Origin of the sequence: Maribellus maritimus (assembly GCF_022267315.1) — a bacterium.
Lineage (GTDB): Bacteria > Bacteroidota > Bacteroidia > Bacteroidales > Prolixibacteraceae > Draconibacterium > Draconibacterium maritimum.
Genome location: NZ_JAIKLE010000001.1, coordinates 282,971 through 308,473, shown reverse-complemented (window position 1 = coordinate 308,473; position 25,503 = coordinate 282,971). Strand labels below are relative to the sequence as shown.

22 protein-coding genes are annotated in these 25,503 nt (G+C 38.1%); 10 read left to right on the top strand and 12 right to left on the bottom strand.

Annotated features, from left to right (window positions below):
- Positions 1–13: 13 nt before the first annotated feature.
- The 3 genes from rpsO to K5G00_RS01300 form a co-directional block, all read right to left on the bottom strand.
- The gene (gene rpsO, locus K5G00_RS01310) at positions 14–283 is read right to left on the bottom strand and encodes a 30S ribosomal protein S15 (protein WP_158868311.1); all 270 of its coding nucleotides are present in this window, start codon (positions 281–283) and stop codon (positions 14–16) included.
- 515 nt (positions 284–798) lie between these two features.
- On the bottom strand, positions 799–2,115 hold the full coding sequence (locus tag K5G00_RS01305) for a TldD/PmbA family protein (RefSeq protein WP_238763585.1): 1,317 nt from the start codon (positions 2,113–2,115) through the stop codon (positions 799–801).
- A gap of 34 nt (positions 2,116–2,149) precedes the next feature.
- Complete coding sequence (locus K5G00_RS01300; RefSeq protein WP_238763583.1) at positions 2,150–3,565, bottom strand: TldD/PmbA family protein; 1,416 nt, start codon at positions 3,563–3,565, stop codon at positions 2,150–2,152.
- 591 nt (positions 3,566–4,156) lie between these two features.
- Between K5G00_RS01300 and K5G00_RS01295 the strand changes: the two genes are divergently transcribed.
- The gene (locus K5G00_RS01295; protein ID WP_238763580.1) at positions 4,157–5,167 is read left to right on the top strand and encodes a glutamine synthetase beta-grasp domain-containing protein; all 1,011 of its coding nucleotides are present in this window, start codon (positions 4,157–4,159) and stop codon (positions 5,165–5,167) included.
- A gap of 92 nt (positions 5,168–5,259) precedes the next feature.
- Positions 5,260–6,387, top strand: coding sequence for a pyridoxal phosphate-dependent aminotransferase (locus K5G00_RS01290; protein WP_238763578.1), 1,128 nt, complete (start codon positions 5,260–5,262; stop codon positions 6,385–6,387).
- Here K5G00_RS01290 and K5G00_RS01285 read toward each other — a convergent pair.
- From K5G00_RS01285 to K5G00_RS01275, 3 genes are read right to left on the bottom strand one after another with little or no spacing between them, the layout of a single operon-like run.
- A complete protein-coding gene (locus tag K5G00_RS01285) occupies positions 6,377–7,228 on the bottom strand; it encodes an HAD-IIA family hydrolase (protein ID WP_238763576.1) in 852 nt (283 codons plus the stop codon). The two genes, K5G00_RS01290 and K5G00_RS01285, sit on opposite strands and share 11 nt — an antisense overlap.
- Positions 7,229–7,239: 11 nt before the next feature.
- Positions 7,240–8,283: a hypothetical protein gene (locus K5G00_RS01280; RefSeq protein ID WP_238763574.1), complete on the bottom strand. Its 1,044-nt coding sequence runs from the start codon at positions 8,281–8,283 to the stop codon at positions 7,240–7,242.
- A gap of 25 nt (positions 8,284–8,308) precedes the next feature.
- Positions 8,309–9,682 carry a glutamine synthetase family protein gene (locus tag K5G00_RS01275; protein ID WP_238763572.1) on the bottom strand — a complete coding sequence of 458 codons (1,374 nt, stop codon included), beginning with the start codon at positions 9,680–9,682 and terminating at the stop codon, positions 8,309–8,311.
- A gap of 303 nt (positions 9,683–9,985) precedes the next feature.
- Here K5G00_RS01275 and K5G00_RS01270 point away from each other — a divergent pair, with 303 nt between their 5' ends.
- Together K5G00_RS01270 and porE are read left to right on the top strand one after the other, a co-directional pair.
- Positions 9,986–12,175 carry a glutamine synthetase III family protein gene (locus K5G00_RS01270; RefSeq protein ID WP_238763570.1) on the top strand — a complete coding sequence of 730 codons (2,190 nt, stop codon included), beginning with the start codon at positions 9,986–9,988 and terminating at the stop codon, positions 12,173–12,175.
- Between the two features lie 303 nt (positions 12,176–12,478).
- On the top strand, positions 12,479–14,470 hold the full coding sequence (gene porE / locus K5G00_RS01265; protein WP_238763568.1) for a PorE family type IX secretion system protein: 1,992 nt from the start codon (positions 12,479–12,481) through the stop codon (positions 14,468–14,470).
- Between the two features lie 6 nt (positions 14,471–14,476).
- Here the strand turns inward: porE and K5G00_RS01260 are convergent, their stop codons facing one another.
- The 6 genes from K5G00_RS01260 to K5G00_RS01235 all read right to left on the bottom strand — a co-directional run bounded on the left by K5G00_RS01260 (position 14,477) and on the right by K5G00_RS01235 (position 19,803).
- The gene (locus K5G00_RS01260) at positions 14,477–14,863 is read right to left on the bottom strand and encodes a hypothetical protein (RefSeq protein ID WP_238763566.1); all 387 of its coding nucleotides are present in this window, start codon (positions 14,861–14,863) and stop codon (positions 14,477–14,479) included.
- A gap of 9 nt (positions 14,864–14,872) precedes the next feature.
- Positions 14,873–15,439, bottom strand: a complete 567-nt coding sequence (locus K5G00_RS01255) for a DUF3267 domain-containing protein (RefSeq protein WP_238763562.1) — start codon at positions 15,437–15,439, stop codon at positions 14,873–14,875.
- 38 nt (positions 15,440–15,477) lie between these two features.
- Positions 15,478–16,521 carry a potassium channel family protein gene (locus K5G00_RS01250; protein ID WP_238763560.1) on the bottom strand — a complete coding sequence of 348 codons (1,044 nt, stop codon included), beginning with the start codon at positions 16,519–16,521 and terminating at the stop codon, positions 15,478–15,480.
- Positions 16,518–17,807 (bottom strand): DUF2851 family protein, encoded by a 1,290-nt coding sequence (locus tag K5G00_RS01245; protein ID WP_238763558.1) that lies wholly within the window; start codon positions 17,805–17,807, stop codon positions 16,518–16,520. Before K5G00_RS01245 ends, K5G00_RS01250 begins: the two co-directional genes overlap by 4 nt.
- Positions 17,808–17,867: 60 nt before the next feature.
- Complete coding sequence (locus K5G00_RS01240) at positions 17,868–18,437, bottom strand: RNA methyltransferase (protein ID WP_238763555.1); 570 nt, start codon at positions 18,435–18,437, stop codon at positions 17,868–17,870.
- A gap of 103 nt (positions 18,438–18,540) precedes the next feature.
- Positions 18,541–19,803 carry an arginine deiminase gene (locus tag K5G00_RS01235; protein ID WP_238763552.1) on the bottom strand — a complete coding sequence of 421 codons (1,263 nt, stop codon included), beginning with the start codon at positions 19,801–19,803 and terminating at the stop codon, positions 18,541–18,543.
- Between the two features lie 105 nt (positions 19,804–19,908).
- Between K5G00_RS01235 and K5G00_RS01230 the strand changes: the two genes are divergently transcribed.
- The 6 genes from K5G00_RS01230 (at position 19,909) to K5G00_RS29990 (ending at position 25,484) form a co-directional block, all read left to right on the top strand.
- Positions 19,909–20,502, top strand: coding sequence for a DUF4294 domain-containing protein (locus K5G00_RS01230; protein ID WP_238763551.1), 594 nt, complete (start codon positions 19,909–19,911; stop codon positions 20,500–20,502).
- A 4-nt stretch (positions 20,503–20,506) separates the two neighbouring features.
- Positions 20,507–21,082 (top strand): RNA 2',3'-cyclic phosphodiesterase, encoded by a 576-nt coding sequence (gene thpR, locus K5G00_RS01225; RefSeq protein WP_238763549.1) that lies wholly within the window; start codon positions 20,507–20,509, stop codon positions 21,080–21,082.
- 3 nt (positions 21,083–21,085) lie between these two features.
- Complete coding sequence (locus K5G00_RS01220) at positions 21,086–21,403, top strand: antibiotic biosynthesis monooxygenase family protein (RefSeq protein ID WP_238763547.1); 318 nt, start codon at positions 21,086–21,088, stop codon at positions 21,401–21,403.
- Positions 21,404–21,507: 104 nt separating this feature from the next.
- Positions 21,508–22,065, top strand: a complete 558-nt coding sequence (locus tag K5G00_RS01215; protein ID WP_238763546.1) for a hypothetical protein — start codon at positions 21,508–21,510, stop codon at positions 22,063–22,065.
- Between the two features lie 155 nt (positions 22,066–22,220).
- On the top strand, positions 22,221–22,964 hold the full coding sequence (locus K5G00_RS01210) for an outer membrane beta-barrel protein (RefSeq protein ID WP_238763544.1): 744 nt from the start codon (positions 22,221–22,223) through the stop codon (positions 22,962–22,964).
- 69 nt (positions 22,965–23,033) lie between these two features.
- On the top strand, positions 23,034–25,484 hold the full coding sequence (locus K5G00_RS29990) for a helix-turn-helix domain-containing protein (protein ID WP_317235524.1): 2,451 nt from the start codon (positions 23,034–23,036) through the stop codon (positions 25,482–25,484).
- The last annotated feature ends 19 nt before the right edge of the window (positions 25,485–25,503 follow it).

Genomic DNA, 25,503 nt, shown 5'->3' with positions numbered 1-25,503 from the left:
CCTTTCGATTATTTTACTTACGTAAGTTCAATTCTTTAATCAGCGAACGATAACGTTCAATATCTTTGCTTTTCAGGTAGTCGAGCAAGCTGCGTCGTTTCCCTACCAGTTTAATCAAAGCACGTCGTGTGCTGTGATCCTTTTTGTTTTGTTTCAAATGTTCTGTCAGGTGGTTAATCCTGAAAGTGAACAATGCAATCTGGCCTTCTGTGCTGCCAGTGTCTTTTTCATTTTTACCATATTTGGTAAAAAGCTCTGTTTTTTTCTCTGATGTTAAATACATTTTTAAAAGAACAATTTTAATTATACAATGTTTAAGCCGCAGCATCGCGTTAGATAACAACGGCTTAAAATTAATCGGGTGCAAAAATAGCAAAAGATTTTGATTTACAAATGTTTTTAGATCGAACAACCCGTAGCTCACTGAAGAAAAAAACACTTAACAAACTTAACGCCGAAAACAATAGAAGTTTTTTAAATTTCAAGTTTTTCAGCAAGGAGCCAAAAAATCAGGTAAATGTCTCTGATTTTTGTTCGCCTTTATTTTTGGTGGAACCATGCTTTTTATAAATGTTGTGCTTTACTCCTAATGTTTTTAAAACTGCAAATATTATTATTCCAAAATATAATTGATTTGTGTTTGATAAGGCAAGGCTTTTTAGTGAGAATTTGTCGGAGAAAGAACAGTTAAAAGCTGATTGTTGACAACAGGTAAAAGACTAAAAATACTACTTAAATATAAAAAAATGGCACAAATTCAGGTGCTGTTTTTTTTATGTTAACTGGTCTGACGTGTTTTTACGTACCGCTAAAATCAACGCTTTCAAATAATACTGAGGGAATGAGCCACGACGAATTGGTATTTATATCATTTCCAATTTCACCAATATTTGACCATAACTCAAGCATATTTCCGGTAATATTCATTTCCGAAACAGGTTGAATAATCTCCCCGTTCTTAATTAAAAAACCTTCAATTCCAAAAGAGAAGTCTCCCGTTGTCCCATTGCTGTTTCCGCCGTTGAATCCGGTAACCAGAACTCCCTTTTTTACGGCATGTATCAAGCCTTGCAAATCTTTATTTCCTGTTTCAAAAACCAGGTTTGTAATGCTCCCGCTTGTTGGTTCAGTGTTCAACTTTTTTGCGTAATAAGTGTCTATGTAATAGGTTTTTAAAATACCTTTGTCAAAAATGGTCCTCTTTGTCGTTGCCAGGCCCTCTCCATCAAAGTGCCGGGAGCCACGACCTCCAATAACAAATGGATTGTCGGTTACAGAGAGTTTTTCTGAAATCACCCTTTTCCCCAGTTTGTCAATCAGAAATGAGTTTTTTTGTTGAATTGCAGAACCTCTAAGCGCTGAAACTAAGGGGCCAAAAATTCTTCCCATTTGACGATTTTCCACAATCATCGACATTTTTCCTGATGCGATTTTTTTCTGCCCTATTTTTTTCAATGCTTTATCAAGTGCAATTTTCCCGATATTATTTTTGGAGAGTTTGTCAAAAAATATAGCGCTTTCACTCCAGTCAGCCGAAGGTCGGGCATCTCCACTTTTTACTGAAACGGAGGCGTCAATTCCATAATACGAACTGGATGTATCTCCTTTAAAACCATTGCTTGCCAGCATCACCCTTTCATTTAGTCCGTCGTAATATGAAGTGGAAACTGAAATTATTCTTTCATCTGTTCCTAAAACTTCTTTTTCAGCTGCAAATGCCATTTCTATCTTTTTTTCGGGAGAAACAGAATTAAATGCTGTATCAAGAATTTGTAGATCTTTCCCATCACCTTTATAATACAGTTCAGGCTCGGGTAAGGTGCGGAGTTCATCTTCAGCCAGATATTTTGTTCCTGCAATGGCTTCCTCTATAAAACCTGCTAATTCATCCTTTTTTAATCGGTTCGTAGAATGTGCCGAATATTTTTTATCAACAAACAAGCGAATGGTAAGATTATTTTGTGTTGCCTGTTCCAGCTTGTCGATTTTTTCTTCGCGTACTTCAATACTGCTGTTTTTGCTGTTCGATATATTTACACTAACTTGCTGGGCTCCGGCTTTAAGAGCATGGTTCATGGCCCATTCCGCCAGAATATATTTTTCTTCCTTTGTCATGATGTTCAAAATTTTGGATTTTTGTTCAATTGATTTAGGCATTGGTTCCGCCAACGGTAAGACTTTTTACCAAAACTGTTGGAAGGCCACAGGTAACCGGAACTGACTGGCCACTTTTCCCACATGTCCATGTTCCGTTGTCAATTGCATAATCGTTGGCTGCCATCGATATATCGGCAAGTGCCTCGGGGCCGTTACCTATAATATTAATATCTTTAATGGGCTGTGTTAACTTGCCTTTTTCGATTAAAAATCCTGATTTAACAAAAAAAGTAAAATCACCGGCTCCGATTTTAACTTCTCCATTGCTAAAGTTGTCAACATAAACACCATAGTCAACACTTGAAATAATATCATCTTTTGAGTGAGGTCCTGCTTCCATGTATGTTGCTCTCATCCGTGGAAGAGGAACATTCCTGAATGATTCCCTTCTTCCGTTTCCGGTTGGAGTAACATGATAATGATTAGCGCTGATTCTGTCGTGAATGTAGCTGTTTAATACGCCGTCTTTTACGAGATATGTTTTCTGCGCGTCATTCCCTTCGTCATCAATGTTTATGGAACCGCGATTGTTTGGCAAGGTTCCGTCGTCGATAATATTAATAAAATTTTCAGCCACTTTTTTGCCCATTTTGTCACTAAAAATGGAAGTGCCTTTACGGTTAAAATCAGCTTCGAAAGTATGCCCGATGGCCTCGTGAAGTAATATTCCTGAGCCACCGGCTCCCATTACCACGGGCATCTCACCTGCTTTGGGCTTCCCTGCTTCAAATAAAAGATTGGTTCCGTCAACAACTTCGCGTGCCAGTTCGGCAACCAAATCATCGTTAAGCCATTCAAATCCTTTCCTAAAAGAACGGGCAGAATAGAAGTTTTCAATTTTGTCGCCTTTTTGCATGGTACAAACAACTCCAAAATTAACCATCGGCCTATAATCGTAAGTAAGTCTTCCTTCCGAACTGTAAAAAAGGATATAGCTGGTTTCATCATTTAAAAAAGCATTCACTTTTATCACTTTTTCGTCCAGTTCAAAAACTTTGTCGTTTATTTTTTGAACAAAAGGAACCTTGTCTTTAACGGATATGTCGTCCCATTTTTTTGAAATGGAGTAAAAATCAGAAGGAATTTTTTCCTCTGTTTTATTGGGTCTAAAAGTGCTGTTTTCATTTGCAATGCTGGCTGCCAGTTTCGCTGCATTTAACATTTCGTTTAACGACAATGTTTCGGTATAAGCAAAGCCTGTTTGGTCTCCTTTCAAAACACGGATGCCGACTCCAAAATCAACATTTGAGAATGCCCGGTTTACCTTTCCGTCTTCCAGTCCGAGGTTTCCCGAAGTTTTGTGTTCAAAATATAAATCGGCATAATCGCCTCCTTTGCTCATTGCAGCAGCAATAACTTTTTGTAATGTTTCTGTTGAAACTTCAAAATGATCCAAATAATTTCTCACGTGAGAAGAATTTTTAATTGTTTGCTAAGATTGTAAAAAACGGCGACAGGAATAAACCGCCTGTTGCCGCAACTCTACTGGTTTTAAATTTCATCAGTTGACATCCATATTTTGTTGATTTCAATTTTATTTGTCATTCAAAATCATTTGGTATGAACGCCCCGGCAAAATTACAGTTTTTTATTAACGTGCAGATAGAAATAAAGTTTCCGTCCTGGTTGAAATGGCTAAAGTGAAATACAATCGAAAATTTATAGGTTAGAAAAATTGTTGGTTGAGTTTTATTTGCTCTGTTTTCTTTGGTTGAAGATTATCTCTGGCGACAGTTTTTTTCGGGGGGGGTATGTTGAAAAAAATATATATTTTGTGAAATTTACTTGCTAAAAAGTAATTTTTTTTCAGAAAATTGTATATAATTTTACTTTTAGGTAGCTTGGACTTGGGGGGAGTTGACAAAAGTCTAGTTTTAATGTGAAATTAGTATTAATTTTTTACAAATTGCTACAAAAACGGTATTGGTAATTTCATTTTAAAATATTTTTGTATTGGATTTTTAGAAAATATCTTAATTAATAAATAAATTATTACATCATGAAATCAAAATTGGAATACATTTGGCTTGATGGTTCTGTACCAACTCAACAGCTAAGAGCAAAAACCAGAATTGAAGAAAATTTTAGTGGTAAACTGGAGGATTGTCCGGTTTGGTCATTCGATGGTTCTTCAACCAATCAGGCAACTGGTGGGGCTTCTGATCTTTTGTTAAAGCCGGTTTTTATTTGTCCAGATCCGGATCGTAAAAACGCATATCTGGTAATGACTGAGGTACTGAATCCAGACGGAACGCCACATGAAACCAATGGACGTGCTCATATTGAAGAAGAAGATGAAGATTTCTGGTTCGGTTTTGAACAGGAATATTTCTTGTATGATCCACAAACCCGTCTTCCGTTAGGATTTCCGGCTGGAGGTTTCCCCGGACCACAAGGACCATATTATTGTGGTGTTGGAGGTTCAAAAGCATTTGGTCGTCAAATTGTGGAAGAACACCTGGATTTATGTTTGGAAGCTGGTTTAAATGTTGAAGGTATCAATGCCGAGGTAGCTGCAGGTCAGTGGGAGTTCCAGATTTTTGCAAAAGGTGCGCATAGTGCAGGTGACCAAATCTGGATGGGGCGTTTCCTTTTGGAACGTACAGCTGAAAAATATGGTGTTGATGTTGAATGGCATCCAAAACCACTGGGTAAAGAACTTGACTGGAATGGTTCAGGTATGCACGCTAACTTCTCAAATGGATTGATGCGTACATGTGGCGATAAAGCTGTGTTTGAATCGATTTGTGAAGAATTTGGAAAGCATATCATGGAACACATCGAGGTTTACGGAGCTTTCAACGATCAGCGTTTGACCGGTTTACACGAAACTCAGTCAATCGACCAGTTCAGCTATGGTGTTTCTGACCGTGGTGCTTCAATCCGTATTCCCGTTGGAACTGTTGAGGATGGTTGGAAAGGTCGTTTGGAAGACCGTCGTCCTGCTTCAAATGGCGATCCATACAAAATCGCTGCAAGGATTATTAAAACGGTTAAAAGTGCAAGCTAGAATTTAACTGAATTTTTATATATATTCGGAAGCTGTTCGCCTATTGGCGGGCAGCTTTTTTTTAGGTCTTAACCGTAAATTTTTCCGGCAAAATGTATAAAAAGAAAATAAAAATCAATCATCATTTATTTTATGACACTTCACATTCGCCTTCGCTTGTTGATATTGTCGGAGAGGAAATGTTGGAGCAGGTAACTGATTTTTGTTTTATTGCCAATCCGTATTATCCTACAACTTCGCTGTTGCGCAAGCTCAAGAAAAAGTTACCGGTAGTTATTAAATCGTATCCGTCGAGTAATCCTATTCTGGCGCAGAAAGATTTGGCATCGGTACTTAATGTAAATCCCGAATATCTGGTTGTTGGCAACGGTGCGACTGAGTTGATAACACTCCTTCAGAAGCATATTATTGAAAGTATTGCCATACCAATTCCAACTTTTGGAGAATATATTGAAAAATTAAGAAGTTTGGATCAGGCAAAACTGTTTCAACTACCTGCCGAAAATGATTATCAGCTCAATTTGAACGAATACGCGGAATGGATCAATCTGGGAAAATTAACTTCTGCGTTAATTATCAATCCCGGAAACCCAACCGGGCAGTTTATTTCAGTGAAGGAAATGGTTGAATTTCTTGAGAAAATGAGACATCTGAAACTCATTTTGGTTGACGAATCGTTTATTGATTTTTCAGGAAAGGAAATTCCAAGTTTGATTCCATTTGTGGAGGAGTTCCCAAATCTGGTGATTGTTCGCAGTATGAGTAAACACTGTGGTATTCCCGGATTAAGGTTAGGATATTGCTGTACTTCCAACAAGGATTTTTTAAAACAAATTAGAAATGCACTGCCGGTTTGGAACATCAATACCTTGGCTGAATATTTTCTGACTCAATTAAAAAGTACAGATCGTGAATATCATGTTGCCCGAAAGAAAGTGATTGATGACATGGGCGTTTTGTATGATAAACTTTCAGCAATAGATGGCTTAAAAGTGTATCCTTCGGGGAGTAATTTTCTATTAATAAAAATATGTCATGGGCCAACGGCGACTGAAATTCAAAAACAATTGCTCGAAGAATACGGTGTTTATGTTCGCGACTGCAGCAATAAAGTTGGTTTAGATAAATTTCATATTCGTGCTGCTTCTCAGGGAAGACAAAAAGACAAAATTTTGGTTCGGGCGCTAAAAAAGGTACTTGACTCAAGAATTATTCAATAACCGCCGAATCACAAACATAGGTTGGGATAATTCCGGAACTCCCAATTCTTATCTTGGCCATGTCTGGAAGTGTATTTCCTGAAAGAACCAGTGCTGTGTCCAGTCCAAATTTATTGCCGCCAATAATGTCAGTAAACAACGTGTCGCCAACCATTAAAATTTCGTTTCTTTTTACCTGAATATCCTTTAACGCACGTTCGTAGGCCAGCAGAAACATCTGTGCATCGGGTTTTCCAAAACGGATAAAACTTTTTCCGATGATATTTTCAACCAAGTCGGCAAGTCCGCCAATGGCAACCGAAATGTCATTTCTGCTCACCGGGTAGTTAATATCGGTGTTTGCAACAACAACTGTCATATTTTTTTTCCGAAGTAAGTTAATTGTTTTGTTCAAATCATCATTCCAGCTAAATCCTTCATCGTCTAAAAAAGCAAAAGATTCAATATGCTCCAGATTGTTTAAATCAACATCGGCAACGGGTATTGTATTTAATCCAACCGATTCAATGTAATGCGCTGAAGCACTTGTTCCAAGATAGGCAACTGAATTTCCATTGGTAACTTTTGTTTTAAAGAATTCCATCGCCAGCATTCCTGAAGAAAGAATTTTATCGGTAGTGATGTAATGAATTCCTCTTGTTTGGTACCATTTCGCGAGCTCCTCAGGACTTCTCGACGAATCGTTGGTTAATACATAATAATGTATCCCTTTTCTTTCGAGGTATTCAAACGTTTTTTCTATACCGGGGATTAATCCTTTGTGATTCTTCAACACACCAAATGCATCAAAAAATACGGCCTTGTAGTTTTTAACTACACTTCTGAAACTTTTTGTTCGCATTTTATTTTTGATTAAATATTTAATTCTCTTAGTATTTTTTCCACTCTGTAATTTGCATCCAAAGCAGGGAAATAAGTTTCGTAAGCTTCTTTGATTAATTTTTTCGAATAGTATTGGCGGAAAAAATACGGACCATCTTTTACAACATAGTTTAAAATAAAGAAACGGTAAGCTTCCTTTATAAACCGTACTTCCGGCTCAGTTAAAGGATAAATTCTGTGATATTCTTTCAGGAACATCATAAACCTGTCTTCCATCAGAGTGTTTACAAGATAACTGAATACTGTACGATCTCCGACATCGGAAACAACCCGGCTGAAAAAATAGAAATCCATTACCCGTGAAGACATCCGGAACCAATCGTAATCCCATCGCGAGTGAAATTTTCCATCGCCGGTAATCGAAAAATTTCCAATATTCCAGTCAACAAATACTGGTATGTTTTCAAATTCACTTGCATAGTTTACTTTATCTGCGTTTACAAGAAAATATTCACAATGTTTTTGAATCGTGGTTTTGTGCGATTCATCCATCTCAATTTCATTTCTCTCAATCGATTTCTGAAGATGATGGATATCGGTAATTACCGTTTTTGAAGGATTGGGGAGTTGGTTGCAAATATTTGTACAAGCTTTATGAAATCTTGCAAGTTCTCTTCCAAGTTTTTTTATGTGTTTTTCTTCCAGGCGGCGCGGGAGTTTGTTTCGAATCTTTATCGGATTATAAAAAATAACCCATGCGCTGTTTTCAACCTGATGAAACCGGTAAATAAAAAGTTCGTTCTTTTTCACCAATGATTGAGCGAGAAAATTCTGGTATGGCATTTCAAGGTTGTTTGCCAGGTTGTTGATGATAATATGATCTTCTCTGAAATCGTCAAATCTACCATAGTCAGAAAGTTTGGCAAAAACTGGTTCTCTTTCGTAAAACGAAACTTTATATACCTGGTTGGTAGATACGTGTGCACTAACATCGTAAATACCTTTTATTTCATGTCTGTCGTCAAATTCGCGCCAGGCATATCTTATTATTAAGAGTGGATCTATTTTTTGCATCTGTTCTTCAGATTCTTGATATCGGTTAAATTATTTCAAAATATCGCTTTAATTCCCAGTCGGAAACATTCTTCTCAAACTGTCGCCATTCCCATTCACGTGTTTTGGTGAAATGCTCCACGAAGGCTGCTCCAAAAAGTTCTCTGGCGACAGTGGAATTTACCATCTTTTCTGTTGCATCAGCCAGGTTTGTGGAAAGCCTTCCTTTTCCTGTTTCATTGTATGCATTTCCCTTTGTATCAGGTGTTTCAAGTTTTATTTTGTTCTTAATGCCGTAAAGTCCGGAGGCCAGCGAGGCAGCCATAGCAAGATAAGCATTTGTGTCGGCACCAGGTACACGAAGTTCAATTCTTGACGATTTTTTGCTGCCCGGAATCACCCTGATTGCTGCAGTCCGGTTATCAATACCCCATGTTGGTGTTGCCGGAGCCCAGTCGCCGTGCCCAATTCGTTTGTAACTGTTTACGTTCGGAGCATACATGGGTAAAATTTCAGGGAGACAAACTAACTGCCCCGCAATATAATGCTCCTGTAACTCTGTTGTTTTTAAATTCTCTTTTTCTGAAAAAAATAAATTTCTGGTTCCCGATTCATCCCACAAACTTTGATGAATATGTCCTCCGCAGCCTGGAAGATTTGCATTCCACTTGGCCATAAAAGTAGCAACAAAGTTATGTAGGTAAGCAATTTCTTTCACACTCGTTTTAAAAAGCATTGCTTTATCAGCCGCTGCCAAAATATCATCGTAAATTACGGTTGCCTCATAAACTCCGGGGCCCGTCTCTGTGTGAATTCCTTCAACCGGCACATTGAATTTTTCAAGAAGGTCAAATAACTCGGCAACATAATTTTGGTTTAAAGATGTTCGTATCCCGGAATACCCAAACATTCCAGGAGTAATGGGCTGCAATTGATGAAAATCAGAATCATGAATTTCAGAAGGTGTACCTCTAAAATTGAACCATTCAAATTCCTGGGCAAAAATGGCTTTAAATCCCATTTCGCTACACTGTTTTTTTACGCGTTTTAATAAACTTCGCGGACAAGAGGTTGATGCGTATTTTTCATCGTTGCTAAAATCGGCAATAAAAAACGGAACATCATTTTCCCATGGAATTTCACGAAACGTCGCAATGTCTAATTTTGCTTTGGCATCCGGGTAACCCGAATGCCAGCCGGTAACCATTGAGTTGTCATAGCACAGGTCACCGGAATCCCATCCAAAAACTACGTCGCAAAATCCAATTTCACTTTTAGCAGTTTCTAAAAATTTATTTTTGTGAATGTATTTGCTTCTCAAAATCCCATCTACATCGGGTATCCCGTACTTAATTTTTAAATGGTCCGATTCCTTGATTTTTTTTATAATTTCTTCCTCGTTCATTTCTTCCTCGTTCATTTCTTCCTGAAATTTTAAGTAAAATAATTGATGTTTCAGCAAATATCAAATTCATTTTGTCGAAAATCGATACAGAAGGGCATAAAAACGCTTTTAAAGTAAAAATCGAAATAAAGAGATAAGATATTATGATTTTTGAGAATTTTATTTTTTTTCTCTACAGGTTGTCGGTTTTTAGGGGTGTGTGATGGAAATGTGTGATTTTTTTTGAGTTTGAGTTTAAGATTTTGATGGGGTGTGATGGAAAATATATTAATTTTGAATTCAACTTAATAAAATTAACAGACTTAATACTTTACAGACATGGCTCAATTCAGATTTAATGCGTTGAAGGAAGTCCTCAATCGCCAACCTGTGGAATTTGTTAGAGAAGACAATTTAGTTTCCGATTATTTTGGAATGCTGGTATTCGACCAGACAAAAATGAAAAAATATTTATCGCGTGAAGCATATAAATCGGTAGTGGACGCGATAGAAAATGGAACAACCATCGATCGGAAGATGGCTGATCAGGTGGCACAGGGAATGAAAGCCTGGGCAATAGAAAATGGCGCGACACATTATACACACTGGTTTCATCCGTTGACCGACGGAACAGCGGAAAAACATGATGCTTTTATCGTCAATGGCGCTGACGGAGGTGTTATTGAATCGTTTTCAGGGAAATTGCTCGCTCAGCAGGAACCCGATGCATCGTCGTTTCCAAGTGGCGGAATTCGTCAAACATTTGAAGCCCGCGGCTATACTGCCTGGGATCCGACCTCTCCCGCTTTTATCAGCGAAACAACTTTAACCATCCCAACCATATTTATATCGTATACAGGTGAAGCGCTTGATTTTAAAACTCCGCTTTTGCGCGCATTGGGAACTGTCGATAAAGCTGCTACTGCCGTTTGTCAGTACTTCGATAAAAATGTTACTCATGTGCAGGCAAATCTGGGCTGGGAACAGGAATACTTTCTTATTGATGAAGCTTTGTATATGGCTCGCCCTGACCTGGTGTTGACCGGACGCACGTTAATGGGGCACGCATCATCAAAAGATCAACAGTTGGACGATCATTATTTTTCATCCATCCCAACACGTGTTAATCGTTTTATGCAGGATGTTGAAAATGAGGCTTACAAACTGGGTATCCCTATTAAAACAAGACACAATGAGGTGGCTCCCAATCAGTTTGAAGTGGCCCCGATTTTTGAGGAAGCAAATCTTTCAAATGATCATAACCAATTGATGATGGACATTATGCAAAAAATAGCCCGTCGTCATAAATTCAGAATACTTTTTCATGAAAAACCATTTTCGGGAATTAATGGGTCCGGGAAACATAATAATTGGTCACTTTCCACAAATACGGGAGTGAATTTGTATTCACCCGGGAAAAATCCAAAAACAAATTTACAGTTTCTCACTTTTGTTGTAAACACTTTAAAAGCGGTTTACGACAACCAGGATTTATTAAGGGCTAGTATTTTGAATGCGTCAAATTCACATCGTTTGGGAGCAAATGAAGCACCTCCTTCTATTTTATCGGTTTTTCTGGGAACTGAAGTTTCAAAAATGCTCGATTTAATGGAAGAAGCGGTGGTTGACCGAAAAATGACACCAGATGAAAAAACAGCATTAAAACTAAATATTGGTCGGATTCCTGAAATTATTCTTGACAATACCGACCGTAACCGCACGTCTCCTTTTGCATTTACCGGTAATCGTTTTGAATTTCGTGCTGTTGGGTCTTCGGCCAATAACGCATCGGCGCTTATTGTACTGAATACAGTAGTTGCTAATCAGTTAATAGATTTTAAGAAGGCGGTTGATAAACTTATTGAAGAGGGAGTTAAAAAGGATGAAGCTATCTTTCAGACTTTAAAAGGCCTGATAATCGACTCGAAACCTATCCGGTTTAATGGCGACGGATATAGTGCCGACTGGGTGGATGAGGCGAAAAAAAGAGGACTTACAAATATTACCAATGTGCCTGATTCGCTGGCTTCTTATCTTCGTCCGGAAAGTATCGCTCTGTTTAATTCAATGGGAGTCTTTAATGAGTCGGAGCTACACGGAAGAGTGGAAGTTGAATACGAAAAATTTGTAATGAAAATACAGATTGAGGCTCGTGTTTTGGGAGACCTGGCAATCAATCATATCGTTCCAACTGCTGTTGAATATCAAACCATGCTGCTGGAAAATGTAAAAAACCTGAAAGAGGTATTTTCTGCTGATGAATTTAATTCTTTAGCTGGAGCAAGAAAAGAATTGATAAAAGAAATCGGGGAACATATTTCTGCAATAAAAGCGCTTCGAAAAGAGATGATTGAGGCAAGAAAGGTTGCTAACGTTGTGGAAGATGTTAAAGAAAAGGCAAAAGCTTACGATACCAATGTAAAACCATTTCTTGATGAAATCCGTTATCATGTCGATAAGCTGGAATTGATCGTTGATAATGAAAAGTGGCCACTTCCAAAATATCGAGAGTTGTTGTTTGTTCGCTAAATAACTGCATAATAATTTGAGAGAAAGGTTTCGCTGTTGAGGGACCTTTTTTTTGCTATTAATTTTTAATAATGCTTTTTTCGGGAGGAGGGCTAAATTTATTTTTAAGTCAGCAAGCATAAAAGTTAAGTAGAAGGATATTTTACCTCATTAAAAGTGGAGGCCTTTTCATAGATTGAGAAGATGATTATAAATTAATGAAAATTCAGACAAATCTGATATACTTATCTGCCTAAAGAGACGTTATTGTAACAGTCATTAAAAAAAAACATTTACTTTTACTTCCCGAAATTTTGGATGGGTATGAAGTTAATCAGATTAGCGCTACTTTTTTTTATCGTTTTATTTTTGGCTTCTTGCGGAGCCAGCAAGCTTGGAAGAGACGCATTGTTGGCTCATGATATCGGTGAATATTACAAAGCCATTGAAAAATACAGAAAGGCCAGCCGAAAGGAAAAAGATCGTACAAAGCGCATGGAATATGCCTTTTCGCTGGCAGAATGTTACCGTTATATAGGCGATTATGAAATGGCAGCTTTGTATTATAAAAATGCTATCCGACGCGGTTACCCCGATCCAATTGCTATCTATTACAATGCCGAAATGTTGAGAGCCGCCCAGGACTATGAAGAGGCAATTGAAAATTACCGTATTTTCCTTGATTCAGTTCCGGGTGATGAAAGAGCACAAGCTGGTTTGGAAGCGATTCGGAAGACGCAGGAGTGGGTAGCTCACCCCACACGTCATATCATAAATCCGATAAAGGAAATTAACTCACGGGAAAGTGATTATGCACCGGTGTTCGTTGGTGGTCGCGATAATGAAGTAATTTTCACCTCTACCCGTAAAGCTGCTACCGGTAAGAAGGAAAGTATGATTACCGGGCAGGATTATGCTGATTTGTTTCGTGCAACTTTTGGAATCCAGCGCCAAAAATGGGAAGAACCAAAATTGCTGGAGGAAAATTTTGTAATCAACACAGGCGATGAGGAAGGTGCAGCCACTCTGTCATCAACAGGAGAACAGATGATTTTTACCCGCTGTCGTTATGAAAAAACACAGGCTATGGGAACCGAATTGTATTCCACATCCCAATCGAGAGGAAATTGGTCGGAGCCTATAAAAATTCAAGTTGCCGGCGACAGTATTGTTACTGCACATCCTGCATTTAGCCCGGATGAGACGGTGTTATATTTTGTTTCTGATATGCCGGGTGGGCAGGGAGGAAAAGATATATGGATGGCGCAGGGCTCCGGTGGGAGTTTCAGTAATCCGGTAAACCTTGGGCCGGTTATTAATACACCTGGCGATGAAATGTTTCCATTTGTAAGAGATAACGGTGAATTGTATTTTTCATCCAATTATCATATGGGGATGGGTGGGTTTGATATTTTTGTTGCCAATACAAATGAAGATGGAGATTGGGTAGTTAATAATATGGGATCGCCAATGAATTCACCTGGCGATGACTTTGGAATTGCGTTTGTTCAGGGGGAAAACAAAGGAATGTTTTCTTCCAACCGGAAAGGTTCGCGGGGAGATGATTTGTATTCTTTTCTGGTTCCACCAAAAATTTTTCAGGCAAGTGGTGAGGTGTTTGATAAGGAAAGCGGAAACAAAATTGATGGCGTAACAGTCCGAATTATTGGAACAGATGGAACAAATCTGAAAATGCGAACCAAAAACGGAAAATTCCAACTAAAACTTCAACCCGAAACCGAGTATATTTTCGCAGCATTTAAAGATGGCTATTTACGTGATAAAGCAGCAGCAAATACAATTGGCCTGGAAGACAGTAAAGATTTTACATTTAATATGTATCTCACTCCAACTGATGCTCCGATAAAGGTGGAGAATATTAATTACGAGTTTGGTAGCTGGGAGTTGTTGCCCGAATCAAAGATTGCGCTTGATACACTTGTGCAAATTCTTATATTTAATCCTACAATTACAATTGAATTGATGGCACATACTGACCACGTTGGAAGCGATCTGTTTAATTTCGATCTTTCACAGAAACGTGCACAAAGTGTTGTTGATTACCTCATTGAAAAAGGGATTAACCCCCAGCGATTGGTTGCAAAAGGATATGGAGAAACGTGGCCCAAAACGGTAACAAGAGAAATGGCCCGTGAATACGATTTTCTAAAAAGAAACGATGAATTAACGGAAGAATTTATCAACCAGTTAACACCGGAACAACAGGAAATTGCAAAAGCCATCAACCGGCGTACCGAATTCAGAGTGCTTTCTACCGATTTTATTCAGAAATATGATGCAGAACCAGAGAGATAATGAGTGTTATATTTTGAATCTGAAATTTACTTCCCAAAAACCGGGCTCGTAAATTTCTATTTCAAAATCGTTTAATAAGGCACCTTTATTATTAAACTGGTTAACCATATAGTTGACAGAACTATTTACCTCGCATTTGAACGGAAAAGTAATATTCTCATATCCTTTTTTATTCCCCGTAACATGAAATACGCCGCCGTTATTCGAAAAGTCGATATAGTTGGGGATGCTATTTTTTCCGTTGTTTATCGAAAACAAAACAGTACTTCCATTTCCAACTCTTCGGACAGTGTATCGTAAAGTTGGATTGCTTCTGATTACTTTATACGCTACAGTTGTATCTTTCTTCCCGGCTTGAATTGCTCCTCCGGCAAAGTTCGTTTTGGAGATCACCTCCGATTTTTATATTCTCCAGTAAGTTCTGATTTTTTTATTTCTAACATAAGCATTGCGCGGGACTTGTCTGGATACCATAAAAACGCCCAGGCAATCCACACAGGCGCCAAATGAATTCCACACAATAATATGCTCCAAAAGACTATTACTACCAACAAGCGCCAAAATAATAATTCCGAGTAGGGAAATAATAATAAGCGGGGCAAGTAGTATTACAATAAAACGGTTTCGTTTCATTTCACCAATGTAAGCTGCGAAAAATGCAAAACCTGCCATTGTAAAGCCAACGAAGATATTATCCGATTTTAGTTTCTCGGGAAAGAAAAGAGCATGGATAAATTCGTGAATTGGCATTAATATAAGGAAAGATAAAAATATGTTGGCTGGCTCTAGTGCAAAAGTAATCCCCATAATTTTTAAAATAAGAATTATAACCAGGGGATTGATTATCATAAATGGAAGCGCCCATAATTGCGAAGTCCATAAGTTATCAGGTTCTTTTAACGGAGTCCATTTATCTTTTTCAGGACTAAAATTTTCATCGTCAGGGAATTTGTTGTATATAAATTTCATAATTTGAAGAGTCTAAAAAAAGTCAGAACTCGTAATTTCTAGTCATCAGAAATCATCACTTCCTTCAGCTTACTAATTTGTGTGGGATTTCCCAGAACAAAAAGCTGGTCGTTGCGTGATAATATCATTTTGGGGTCGGGATTAAAAACGTATCGGGCACCACTAATTTTTATTCCAATAATATTTGCTCCTGAAACTTCTCTTACCTTCAACTCGGCAATTGATTTTCCAACAAAACGTTGTGCCAGATTTTTACAGGAAAGCTCTTCCAGACTCACATCCTGCGATTTTTGTAAAAGAACATATTCCAGAAATTCTACTACATCGGGTTGGTGAACCAGTTTTGCCATTCGTTGTCCGCCAATCCGCTCGGGCATTATCACGTTGGTTGCTCCTGCCCGTTTTAGTTTCATTTGCGATTCAAGTTCGGAGGCGCGGCTGATAATGGTTAAGTTCGGATTCATACTTCGGGCAGTTAATACAACAAATACATTGTCGGCATCGTCGGGTGTTGTGGCAATTAAAGCACGGGCGTTGTATACCTGAGCCTGCTCCAGAATTTCTTCATGTGTTGCATCTCCCTTGATGTATAGTAATTCGGGATTTTCGCGCACCCTTGAAATCACATTATCGCGTTTGTCTACAATAACAAAATTTACTCCATGTTCGGCCAGTTCCAAGGCGGCCTGCTCGCCATTCCGGCCGTAGCCCACAATAATTACGTGGTTTTTTAGTTTTGCAATTTTTTTGTCCACCCTGTATGTTTTTATATAGTTTGCCAATTCGCCATCAAAAACAAACCTCGCCATATTTGATCCCACGTAGGCCAAACTCCCCAAGCTTGTAATGATTAAACCCATTGTAAAAATTTTTCCCTGTTGAGAAAGTGGTTCGGCACCCACTTCCTTAAATCCTACGGTAGAAATGGTAATAACAGTCATGTACAGACTGTCAAGAAGATTCATCCCTTCCAGAAGGTGATAACCTAAAGTTCCGAATGTAACAATCGAAAGCAAAAGACCAACTCCGATTTGTAAGGTTCGGCTCGATACTTCCTGGAATTTATTATACGGTTGGCTCATCCGGTTGAATCAATATTGATTTTTACAAGTTTAACACCTATTTGGCAATTTAAACAATTTTTCTTTTCGCAATGTATGTTTTTTAACTGAATCAGTGCCTGTGATTCAAATGCGGAACGACTTTCTATTCCCAGTTTTTCCCATTTTGTTGTAATCGAATTTTTTTCAGGAGGCAATTGTTCAAGAAAGTCAAGTGCCCGGTTTTTTAATTGCGTTTTATTTTGTGTTTCGCCATAAACAAAAAGAAATGGAATTACTACATTAATAATTAGAATGTTTACAGCACTTTCCCCAAGTCTTTTTGTTGTGTTTTTTTGAGATTCTTTATTAAAGTTGTAGTGAGAATTCCAGTATTCCGAAGCCTGAACATCAAATAGTTCTTTTAGTTTTTCGAGAGAATCAATTTCAATAATCTTTGAAAACAAACTCTGCGAACGATGGATCAACGCAGCCAGTTGTGAAATTCGTACAGTTGGAAAATTAACGGGGCGTAATCGCATAAATTTCCACAGGTGGCCTTCAATAGGAACCAATTTGTATTTCTGGTATAAAAAGGAAAATTCCTCTCTGAGTTTCAGATAATAATCATCGCCGAGAAGTTGCTGGTTTAGCAAACCCGAATTTCCAAATAGCAAAGCTTCGAGCTGAAAAAGATTACTTTTGTGTTTTGCCAGCGTTGAAATGGGCAGCGATTTTGCAAGTAGCTCAAAAGGAAGATTGTTTACTTTAAAACCAAACATCCGGGTAAGTCCCTGGTAAAATGTTTCGTTCCAGTTGTTGTTATTTTGCTCTAGCCGCTGCATTATTTCACCTGTTTTATTTTCCAGCCGTTCAATCATCAGCCGGTTAAATCCGAGTTGCAGAATTACCGGATTTATTTTGTGAAATTGTTCTTCACAGGCAATCCAGGTTTTAGCATCAAGCAGTTTCTGATAATTGGTTTTCAAATGTTCGGGGTATTTTATTTCAAACGAGGGGATTTCTTCTCCTGACGTACGAAAGACAGGCTTGTCGTGCTCTTCAACAACATGTAAAATGACATTGTCGTAAGCTTTGTCGCTTTGATGGTTATGCAGGAACCAATCAGATGATTTTTTGTGAATCTCTATATTTCCGGCCCATAACGTTCCATTAATTCTGATTTTTGCATTGAAAAAATCAGGACCGGAATCAGAATTCCGTTTACCGGTATCCAAAATTTCAAACGATTGATTTGAAGTAGTTGCTAAGGGCCGGGAATTAAAAAGATGTTGTTCCCAAACGTAATGGAGGAATTCTTCAGACATAATATCCGGGTTAACGAAGTTTATTTTTGCTTTTGAATTTAATTCAAAAAAACAGTAATGTCAAATTAATTTCTTCAACCTCAGTTTTCCCGCATTTTTTTCTTCGTTCATTTTCTGAAATAAATCCCACAAAATAATTCCGGCGCTTACCGAGATATTAAAAGAATGTTTTGTTCCAAACTGTGGGATTTCAATACTTCCGTCACATAAATTCACCACTTTTGGCTGTACCCCTTTTACTTCGTTTCCAAATACAATTGCCAGCTTTTCGTTCGCTTCCGGTTTAAAATCGGGTAAAGAAATACTATTTTCTACCTGCTCGATTGCGTAAACATTAAAGCCGGCGTTTTTCAACTCCGTAACAGCATCTTCCGTTTTTTCGAGGTATTTCCATTCAACTGATTTTTCAGCATCAAGAGCGGTTTTATGAATTTCTTTGTTGGGAGGGGTAGCCGTTATTCCACAGAGGTAAATTTTTTCAATAAGAAAGGCATCCGAAGTCCGGAAAACAGAGCCGACATTATTACAGCTTCTTATATTGTCAAGTACCACTATCAGGGGAGTTTTTGATGTCTCTTTGAATTCGTCAACTGTTAATCTGTTTAGTTCGCTGTTTCGTAATTTTCGCATTCGATTATGTTTTCTGAAAAAAGATAAAAGTTCTGATTTTTAAAAGTGATAATTTCATGTAATGTTTTTTCACCCCCTCTTTCGGATGGGTGGAGAAGGTTTCCTACCAACTTACTTCTGCTCTTCGCACCGGCATTGTCATACAACGGGCACCACCACCTCCGCGCGCCAGCTCCGAACCGGCAATGGTAATTATACACTTTTTATAATCGTCAATAGAGACTTTATTTTCTATCAAATCGGTTGCTTTTAAAACTTCAAATCCGTTTTTGTTTAGTTCTTCCACTGTGTGAACGTTACGCTCATATCCAATTACTTTTCCGGGAGCCAGTGCAAAAAAGTTAGCACCGCTGTGCCACTGCTCACGTTCCTGAACCCATAAATCTTCTTTTCCTCCACAGGAAACTGATTTCAGATCGATTCCCAGTTTTCGTAAGGCCGAAGGAATATTAGCCTCCTCACCAATTTTAATGACTTTCCCGTTTTCAATTTGAATATGAATGGTGCGAAAACGACTGGTTCCAAAAATAACCGGGTCGTAGGCCATGCAGGTATCCACATCCAGAAAAGTAAAAATCATATCGAGGTGGATAAAAGACTCCGGAGTTGAAGGTAGTTCCTGAACAATGATATGATGTGGTTCTTTTTTTTGTTGTTTGATGTGCTCAATAATAAAATCAATGCCTTGCGTACTGGTTCTCATCCCGGTTCCTATAACAAATACATCAGGACGCGCTACCTGAAAATCACCACCTTCAATTTTTATTTGGGCGCTTTTTAAAATGCTGCTTTTATTGTTTAACGGATTTACTACCTGCGTTTCAAATACCGGATGATTTTTAAAAATGGCTTCCATAATCAGCGTTTCCCTTTCGCGCACAGGATTAGCCATTTTCCCGATTAACATCGACTGGTTCATTCCCATCGCCGAGTCGCGGGTGAAAAATAAATTGTGTAGCGGACGTAACAAAAAACGCTCATTGTTCAGGTAATTTGTCAGGTTGTTCTTTTCCAGTATTAGCCCCTCTGTCAATAAAGCGGCAAGGTCTTCCTCTTTATGCTGGAGCAATTCATCTGCAAGGCCGGGAATCTGTTCATGAACACAAACATCTTTTAAAAGTTGTTCTTTGCATGTATCGTTTTTTAAAATATCGCTTAACAGTTTTTTTACTTCCAGTACCTGCGTTGTTTTTCTCAATACGCCAATCATTTGAGCATACTCGCGGCTTGCAATGGAAAGGTTAAGAATGTCACTGTAAAGCGCACGTTCAGCATTTTCCGGAGTCATATTTTCAACTTCTGCTCCCGGTGTATGAACAACAACACCTTCCAATTTACCAATTTCAGAGTTTATACTGGTTTGCATCTTCAATTTTCATTTTTATTTTATAGTGAACAAAGATATAAACTTTGTTTTTTTGATAATTGAAAAATAAATTATTCGTTCTACTTTTACACTTGAAAGAATAATATGCTGAAAAGATGTATTTACATATTGATTTTCATCGTTTTACCTGCTTTTTCAGTTGTAGGACAGGAGAAGGATTCATCCGATTTTGTTATCGGTTTGATTGAAGAGGGAGATACGGTTGTTTATAAAAAACTTGACGAAATAACCATTAATCCCAAAGAACTAAACCGAAGACAACAAAGAAGATATAGTCGTTTGGTGGCCAAAGTAAAAAAGGTTTATCCGCTGGCTCTTGAAGCCCGTCATCTGTTAAAGGAATATGAACCCAAATATTTTGCGTTGGAAGATCAGCGAGATCGAAGAAAATTAATGAAAGGACTCGAAAAGGAGTTGCTTGACAAACATAAAGATGAGTTAAAAAGGTGGTCGATGTCTGACGGGCGTTTATTATTAAAGTTGATTAACCGCGAAACGGAACGAACACCCTATAGTTTGATTCGGGATTTTAGAGGTGAATTCAGCGCTGTATTCTGGCAGGGAATTGCCCGTATTTTCAAAAATAACCTGAAAGATGAATACGATCCTTACGGAGAAGACAGAATGCTGGAAGAGATAGTGACTTTGGTTGAAGTTGGATATTACGGCCCCATTTAGATTTATGAATTCAAGTTCAAATATCAGAACATTTATCGCTGTTAAAATTAAACCCGAACCTGAGTTGGTTAATTTACTTCACAATTGCAGGGATGTGTTTGAAAGGGAAGCAATAAAATGGGTGGAAGAAAACAATCTGCATTTGACTTTAAAATTTTTGGGAGAGACCTCTCCTGCTCAAATTCAAAAGATAAAAAACTGTATTGAAAATAGTGGTGCAAAATATTCTTCTTTTGTATTTCAATTGAATGGTTTGGGGTATTTTGAATCAAAAGGGCAACCACGGGTTTTGTTTTCCGGTATCCGCAACTTTGAACAAATAGAATTTTTTGCCGCCGATTTGGAAACCTGTTTGAATACTTTGGGATTTGAAAAAGAAAACAGGGAATTCAAACCGCATTTGACAATCGGACGAATAAAGTTTCTAAAAAATAAAAAGAGTTTTTATCGGTTTGTGGAAGAACGTAAAAATCAAACATTTCAGATTGTAAAGGTAACCGAGGTTATTTTTTACCAAAGTATTCTGAAGACCGGCGGACCTCAATATATTCCTTTACATGTTGTTCAACTAAATTCTTAAACAATGATAGCCAAAACACCGGAACCTCCTTATTATGCTGTAATTTTTACTTCGTTGAAAATGAAAGAAGATAGTGGTTATGCCGGGATGGCGGAAAAAATGACACAGCTGGCGCAAAAACAGCAAGGTTTTCTGGGGGTTGAATCGGCTCGCGAGAATCTTGGAATAACGGTTTCATATTGGGAAGATCCGGAATCCATCAAAAAATGGAAGCAAAATTTTGAGCATCAGGAGGCACAACAAAAAGGTAAATCTGTTTGGTATAAATCGTACAAAACGAGAATAGCCAAAGTGGAACGCGATTACGAGTTTGGAAAATGATAAACCGGTTCATATTTATCGTTTTTTAACCAGAATATATGCCAAAGTAATTTATAAACCGTTTTATTCTGGTTATTTTTGACGTTTTAAATTTATTAGAAGCTATGAGAATTTGTATTATTTTATTATTCGTTGTTGGTATACAGAATATTGTATGGAGTCAGGAAGAAAAGATTGTTTTACAGGATGAACCTGTAATTTTTGGTGCAGACGGATTTTATGTGAAGGAAGTTGTTGATAAAAGAGAAAACAAAGAGAATATTGGGTTTGTGCAAAAAGGTGTTTTTAAAAAGACAAAGGTAGCAGCCAACCTCGAAGAGGGCGTAGAAAAATCAGTATTCAACTTTTTAAAGGAGAATTTTGAACAGGATTCAAATGGCATTCCAATTGTTATCGGCATTTTAGAACTAAACATCTCAGAAAGTTCTAGCCTGCCGGTTAAAGGGAAAGCTGAGGTGAAGATGGAGTTTTACAAGGAAAAAAACGGTAGTTTGGGGAAATTGTACGCGGCGGAAGCCTTTGTTGAACAGCCCGCAGTAAATGTCACAAAAACGCACGAACAAAGAATTCGGGAGGTGATTTCAAATTGCCTTGAAAATTTTAACACTTCAGATTGGGAAGACATTAATCCGATGTACATTAAAGAAGAAAGAAATAATTAAGCAGGTTTATAATTATTTTCGCATCTTTTGCAGCAATTTACCCGGAGTTTATTAGGGCTTATTGAATACCGGCAAAATTAAAGTTTTTAGTGTCATAATTTTTTTGTCGCTTAAACATTTTACGATTAAAAATCAATCTAATCAAATCTTATCCAATGGAACCAAACCACACTGCAACAATTTTTTTGCTACTCTTTTTCCCGTTTTTTGTTGTCGGCCAAAATTCAGAAAACGCGGGTTTATCCAAAAAGATTTCAGTCGGAATCCTGTTTTCTCCTGATTATTCTTATCGACACCTTAACAGCTCAGAAGAGGATTTAGACGGTTTTATTTCGTTTAGGGATAAAAATGAATTTGCTCGCTTGGGGTTTACCACCGGGATTGTTGTTCATTCCCAAATAAGTAACAGACTAGCTTTGGAATCGGGTGTTCGGTTCTCAGATAAAGGAGAGAAATATGAAATAGATTTTAATGATTTTGAAACTTTTGATGAAAATCCTGCTGAAAATGATCCGCTAATACCAAAAAAGCATACAGTAAGATATCATTACTATTATTGGGGGATTCCTGTAAAAATAAATTATTATTTTTTGCAGAGGAATGTTCGCTGCTTTGTTTCTGCCGGAGTTGCCAGCGACTTTTTTCTTTATGGAAAATCTACGGCTGTTTCAAAATTTGAAGATAGGATTGAAGAAAGCGCATACAAAATTGATGCAGATTTTAATAAAGTAAATTTTGTTGGCCTGGCAGGATTAGGAATGGAAACACGCATTTCAGATCACATACAACTTCAGGCCGGGCCTTTCTTTCGTTATTCCTTTACGCCTGTATTTAATTCTACTTTGGAAGGGCATTTATATTCTTTGGGAATAAATATTGTTTTATTGAGCCGCTTATAGTTTTACATACAGGTTTTAGTAATTCTTTTAAAATAGTTACCTTTATTTTTTTCTAAAAACTGTTGTAAAATGCAAACCAACAAACAACTGGAACTAGCCTTTGACTTTGTACAATATACCGGGCAAAATATTTTTCTTACAGGAAAAGCCGGAACCGGTAAAACCACTTTTTTAAAAAGTTTAAAAGAACGTTCACCAAAGCGAATGATTGTAGTGGCGCCAACCGGTGTTGCTGCGATAAATGCAGGAGGAGTAACTATTCATTCTTTTTTTCAGCTTTCTTTTGCACCGCAAGTTGGTATGGAAGAAGACCCAAACAGGCAGATGCGTTTTAATAAAGAAAAGATCAATATTATCCGTAGTCTCGATTTGTTGGTTATTGACGAAATTAGTATGGTTCGCGCTGATATTCTGGATGCTATCGACAAAGTGATGTGCCGGTTTAAAAACAAGAGGAAGCCTTTTGGCGGTGCTCAGTTACTTATGATTGGCGACTTGCAGCAGCTTTCTCCGGTAGTAAAACGTGAAGAGTGGGAATTGCTGAAACGAGAATATGAAACAGCCTATTTTTTTAGCTGTAAAGCGCTAAAAGAGACACCTTATGTGAGTATCGAACTTACGCACGTTTTTCGGCAACAGGACGATAAATTTATTTCGATATTAAATAAAGTGCGCGACAATATTCTTGATAAGAACGCGCAGGAAGAGTTAAACCTGCGATACAACCCGCGTTTTGTTCCGGGAGACGAAGAAGGGTACATTACACTTTGTACACACAATGCACAGGCACATCGAATGAATGATTCAGAGCTAAAGGAGCTGCCTTCAAAAGCAAAATTGTTTACGGCGCATGTGGAAGGGAATTTCCCCGAATATTCATTCCCAACGGATTATGAACTGCATTTAAAAATTGGTGCACAAGTGATGTTTGTAAAGAACGATCCCGAGCCGGAGAAACGTTTTTTTAACGGCAAAATCGGACAAGTAACCAGTATAGGAGAGAACTCCGTTTTTGTGCAGTGCCCCGGTGAAGAGAATGAGATTGAAGTGACATCACTATTATGGGAAAATGTAAAATATTCTATCGATAAGAAAACGGCTGAAATAAAAGAGGAATTAGAAGGTTCGTTTAGCCAGATTCCCTTAAAACTGGCCTGGGCGATTACCATCCACAAAAGCCAGGGACTTACATTTGAGCGCGCGATAATTGATGCCGAAGCTTCGTTTGCCCACGGGCAGGTTTATGTAGCGCTTAGCCGTTGTAAGACCCTGGAAGGACTGGTGCTGAAAACACCCATTCGGGAGCACAGCATTATTTCTGACAAGACGGTGGGTGGTTTTATTCAACAAGTGGAAGAAAATCAGCCGGGTGAAACGGAACTGAACAAGGCGAAATTAGCTTTTCAGCGTGAGCAGTTAAGCGAGCTTTTCCGTTTTTACAGAGCTGTTTATTTGGTAAATTCAATCGGTAAAATAATGGAGGAGAATCCGGGGAGTTTTACTGATATTTTTGTCGGAGATTTCCGAAAAATGCGGAATGGATTGCGAAATCAGTTGGCTGATGTTGGCGATAAATTTCAGCAACAGATTGATAAATACCTGAGACAAGAGCCCAATGTGGAGAAAAACAGCGAGCTTTTGGAACGAATAAAAAAGGCAGCTGATTATTTTTCTGAAAAAGTGCAGGAAGTATTGCTTGATGGAATAGAACAGGTCGATTGGGATATTGATAACAGCACTGTGAAAAAGAAAATAAAACAACGCGTGAACGATTTGGCAGGAGAAGCGAAAATCAAATTGGCCGTTTTGGCCGTTTGCCGCAATCAGTTTTCGGTGAAAGAAATTATGGAGGCTCGTGCCAGGGCAATGATTGAAAGCAGTGGTGTTAAACCTAAAAAACAAAAAGCCCGCGAAATCCTGAATTATGGCGATATTCCTCACCCTGAATTGTATCAGGAGTTGCGCGAGTGGCGAACAGTAACTGCTGCGGGGCAGAATATTCCCGCATATATGGTGTTTTCTCAAAAATCGTTGGTTGAGCTGGTAACTTATTTACCATCGGGTGAGGCCCAGTTGCAGTTAATTAATGGGCTTGGGAAACGAAAAATTGAACAATATGGGGCTGACATTCTCGAAATAATTCAAAATTATTGTGCTGAAAATAATGTTAAAAGGGGCGAAATTCCACTGCAACAAAAACCAAAAGCAGAGAAAATGCCAAAAATCGATACAAAAAGGGTAAGTCTGGAATTGTTTCAGGCAGGAAAGTCAATTGATGAAATTGCGAATGAACGTGGATTAGCAGAAACAACTATTGCGGGACATTTGGCTCATTTTGTTCGGCAGAATGAATTGGATGTGGCGCTGTTTCTCGATAAAGAAAAGGTGGAGAAAATAGTTCAATATTTTAAACATACAGACAACCGAAACTTAACACCAGCCCGGGAAGCTTTGGGCGAAGCGTTTAGCTACGCCGATTTACGTATGGGACTGAGTTACTTTGAAACAATAAGTGATTAGTTGGAAATGGCATTTTGAA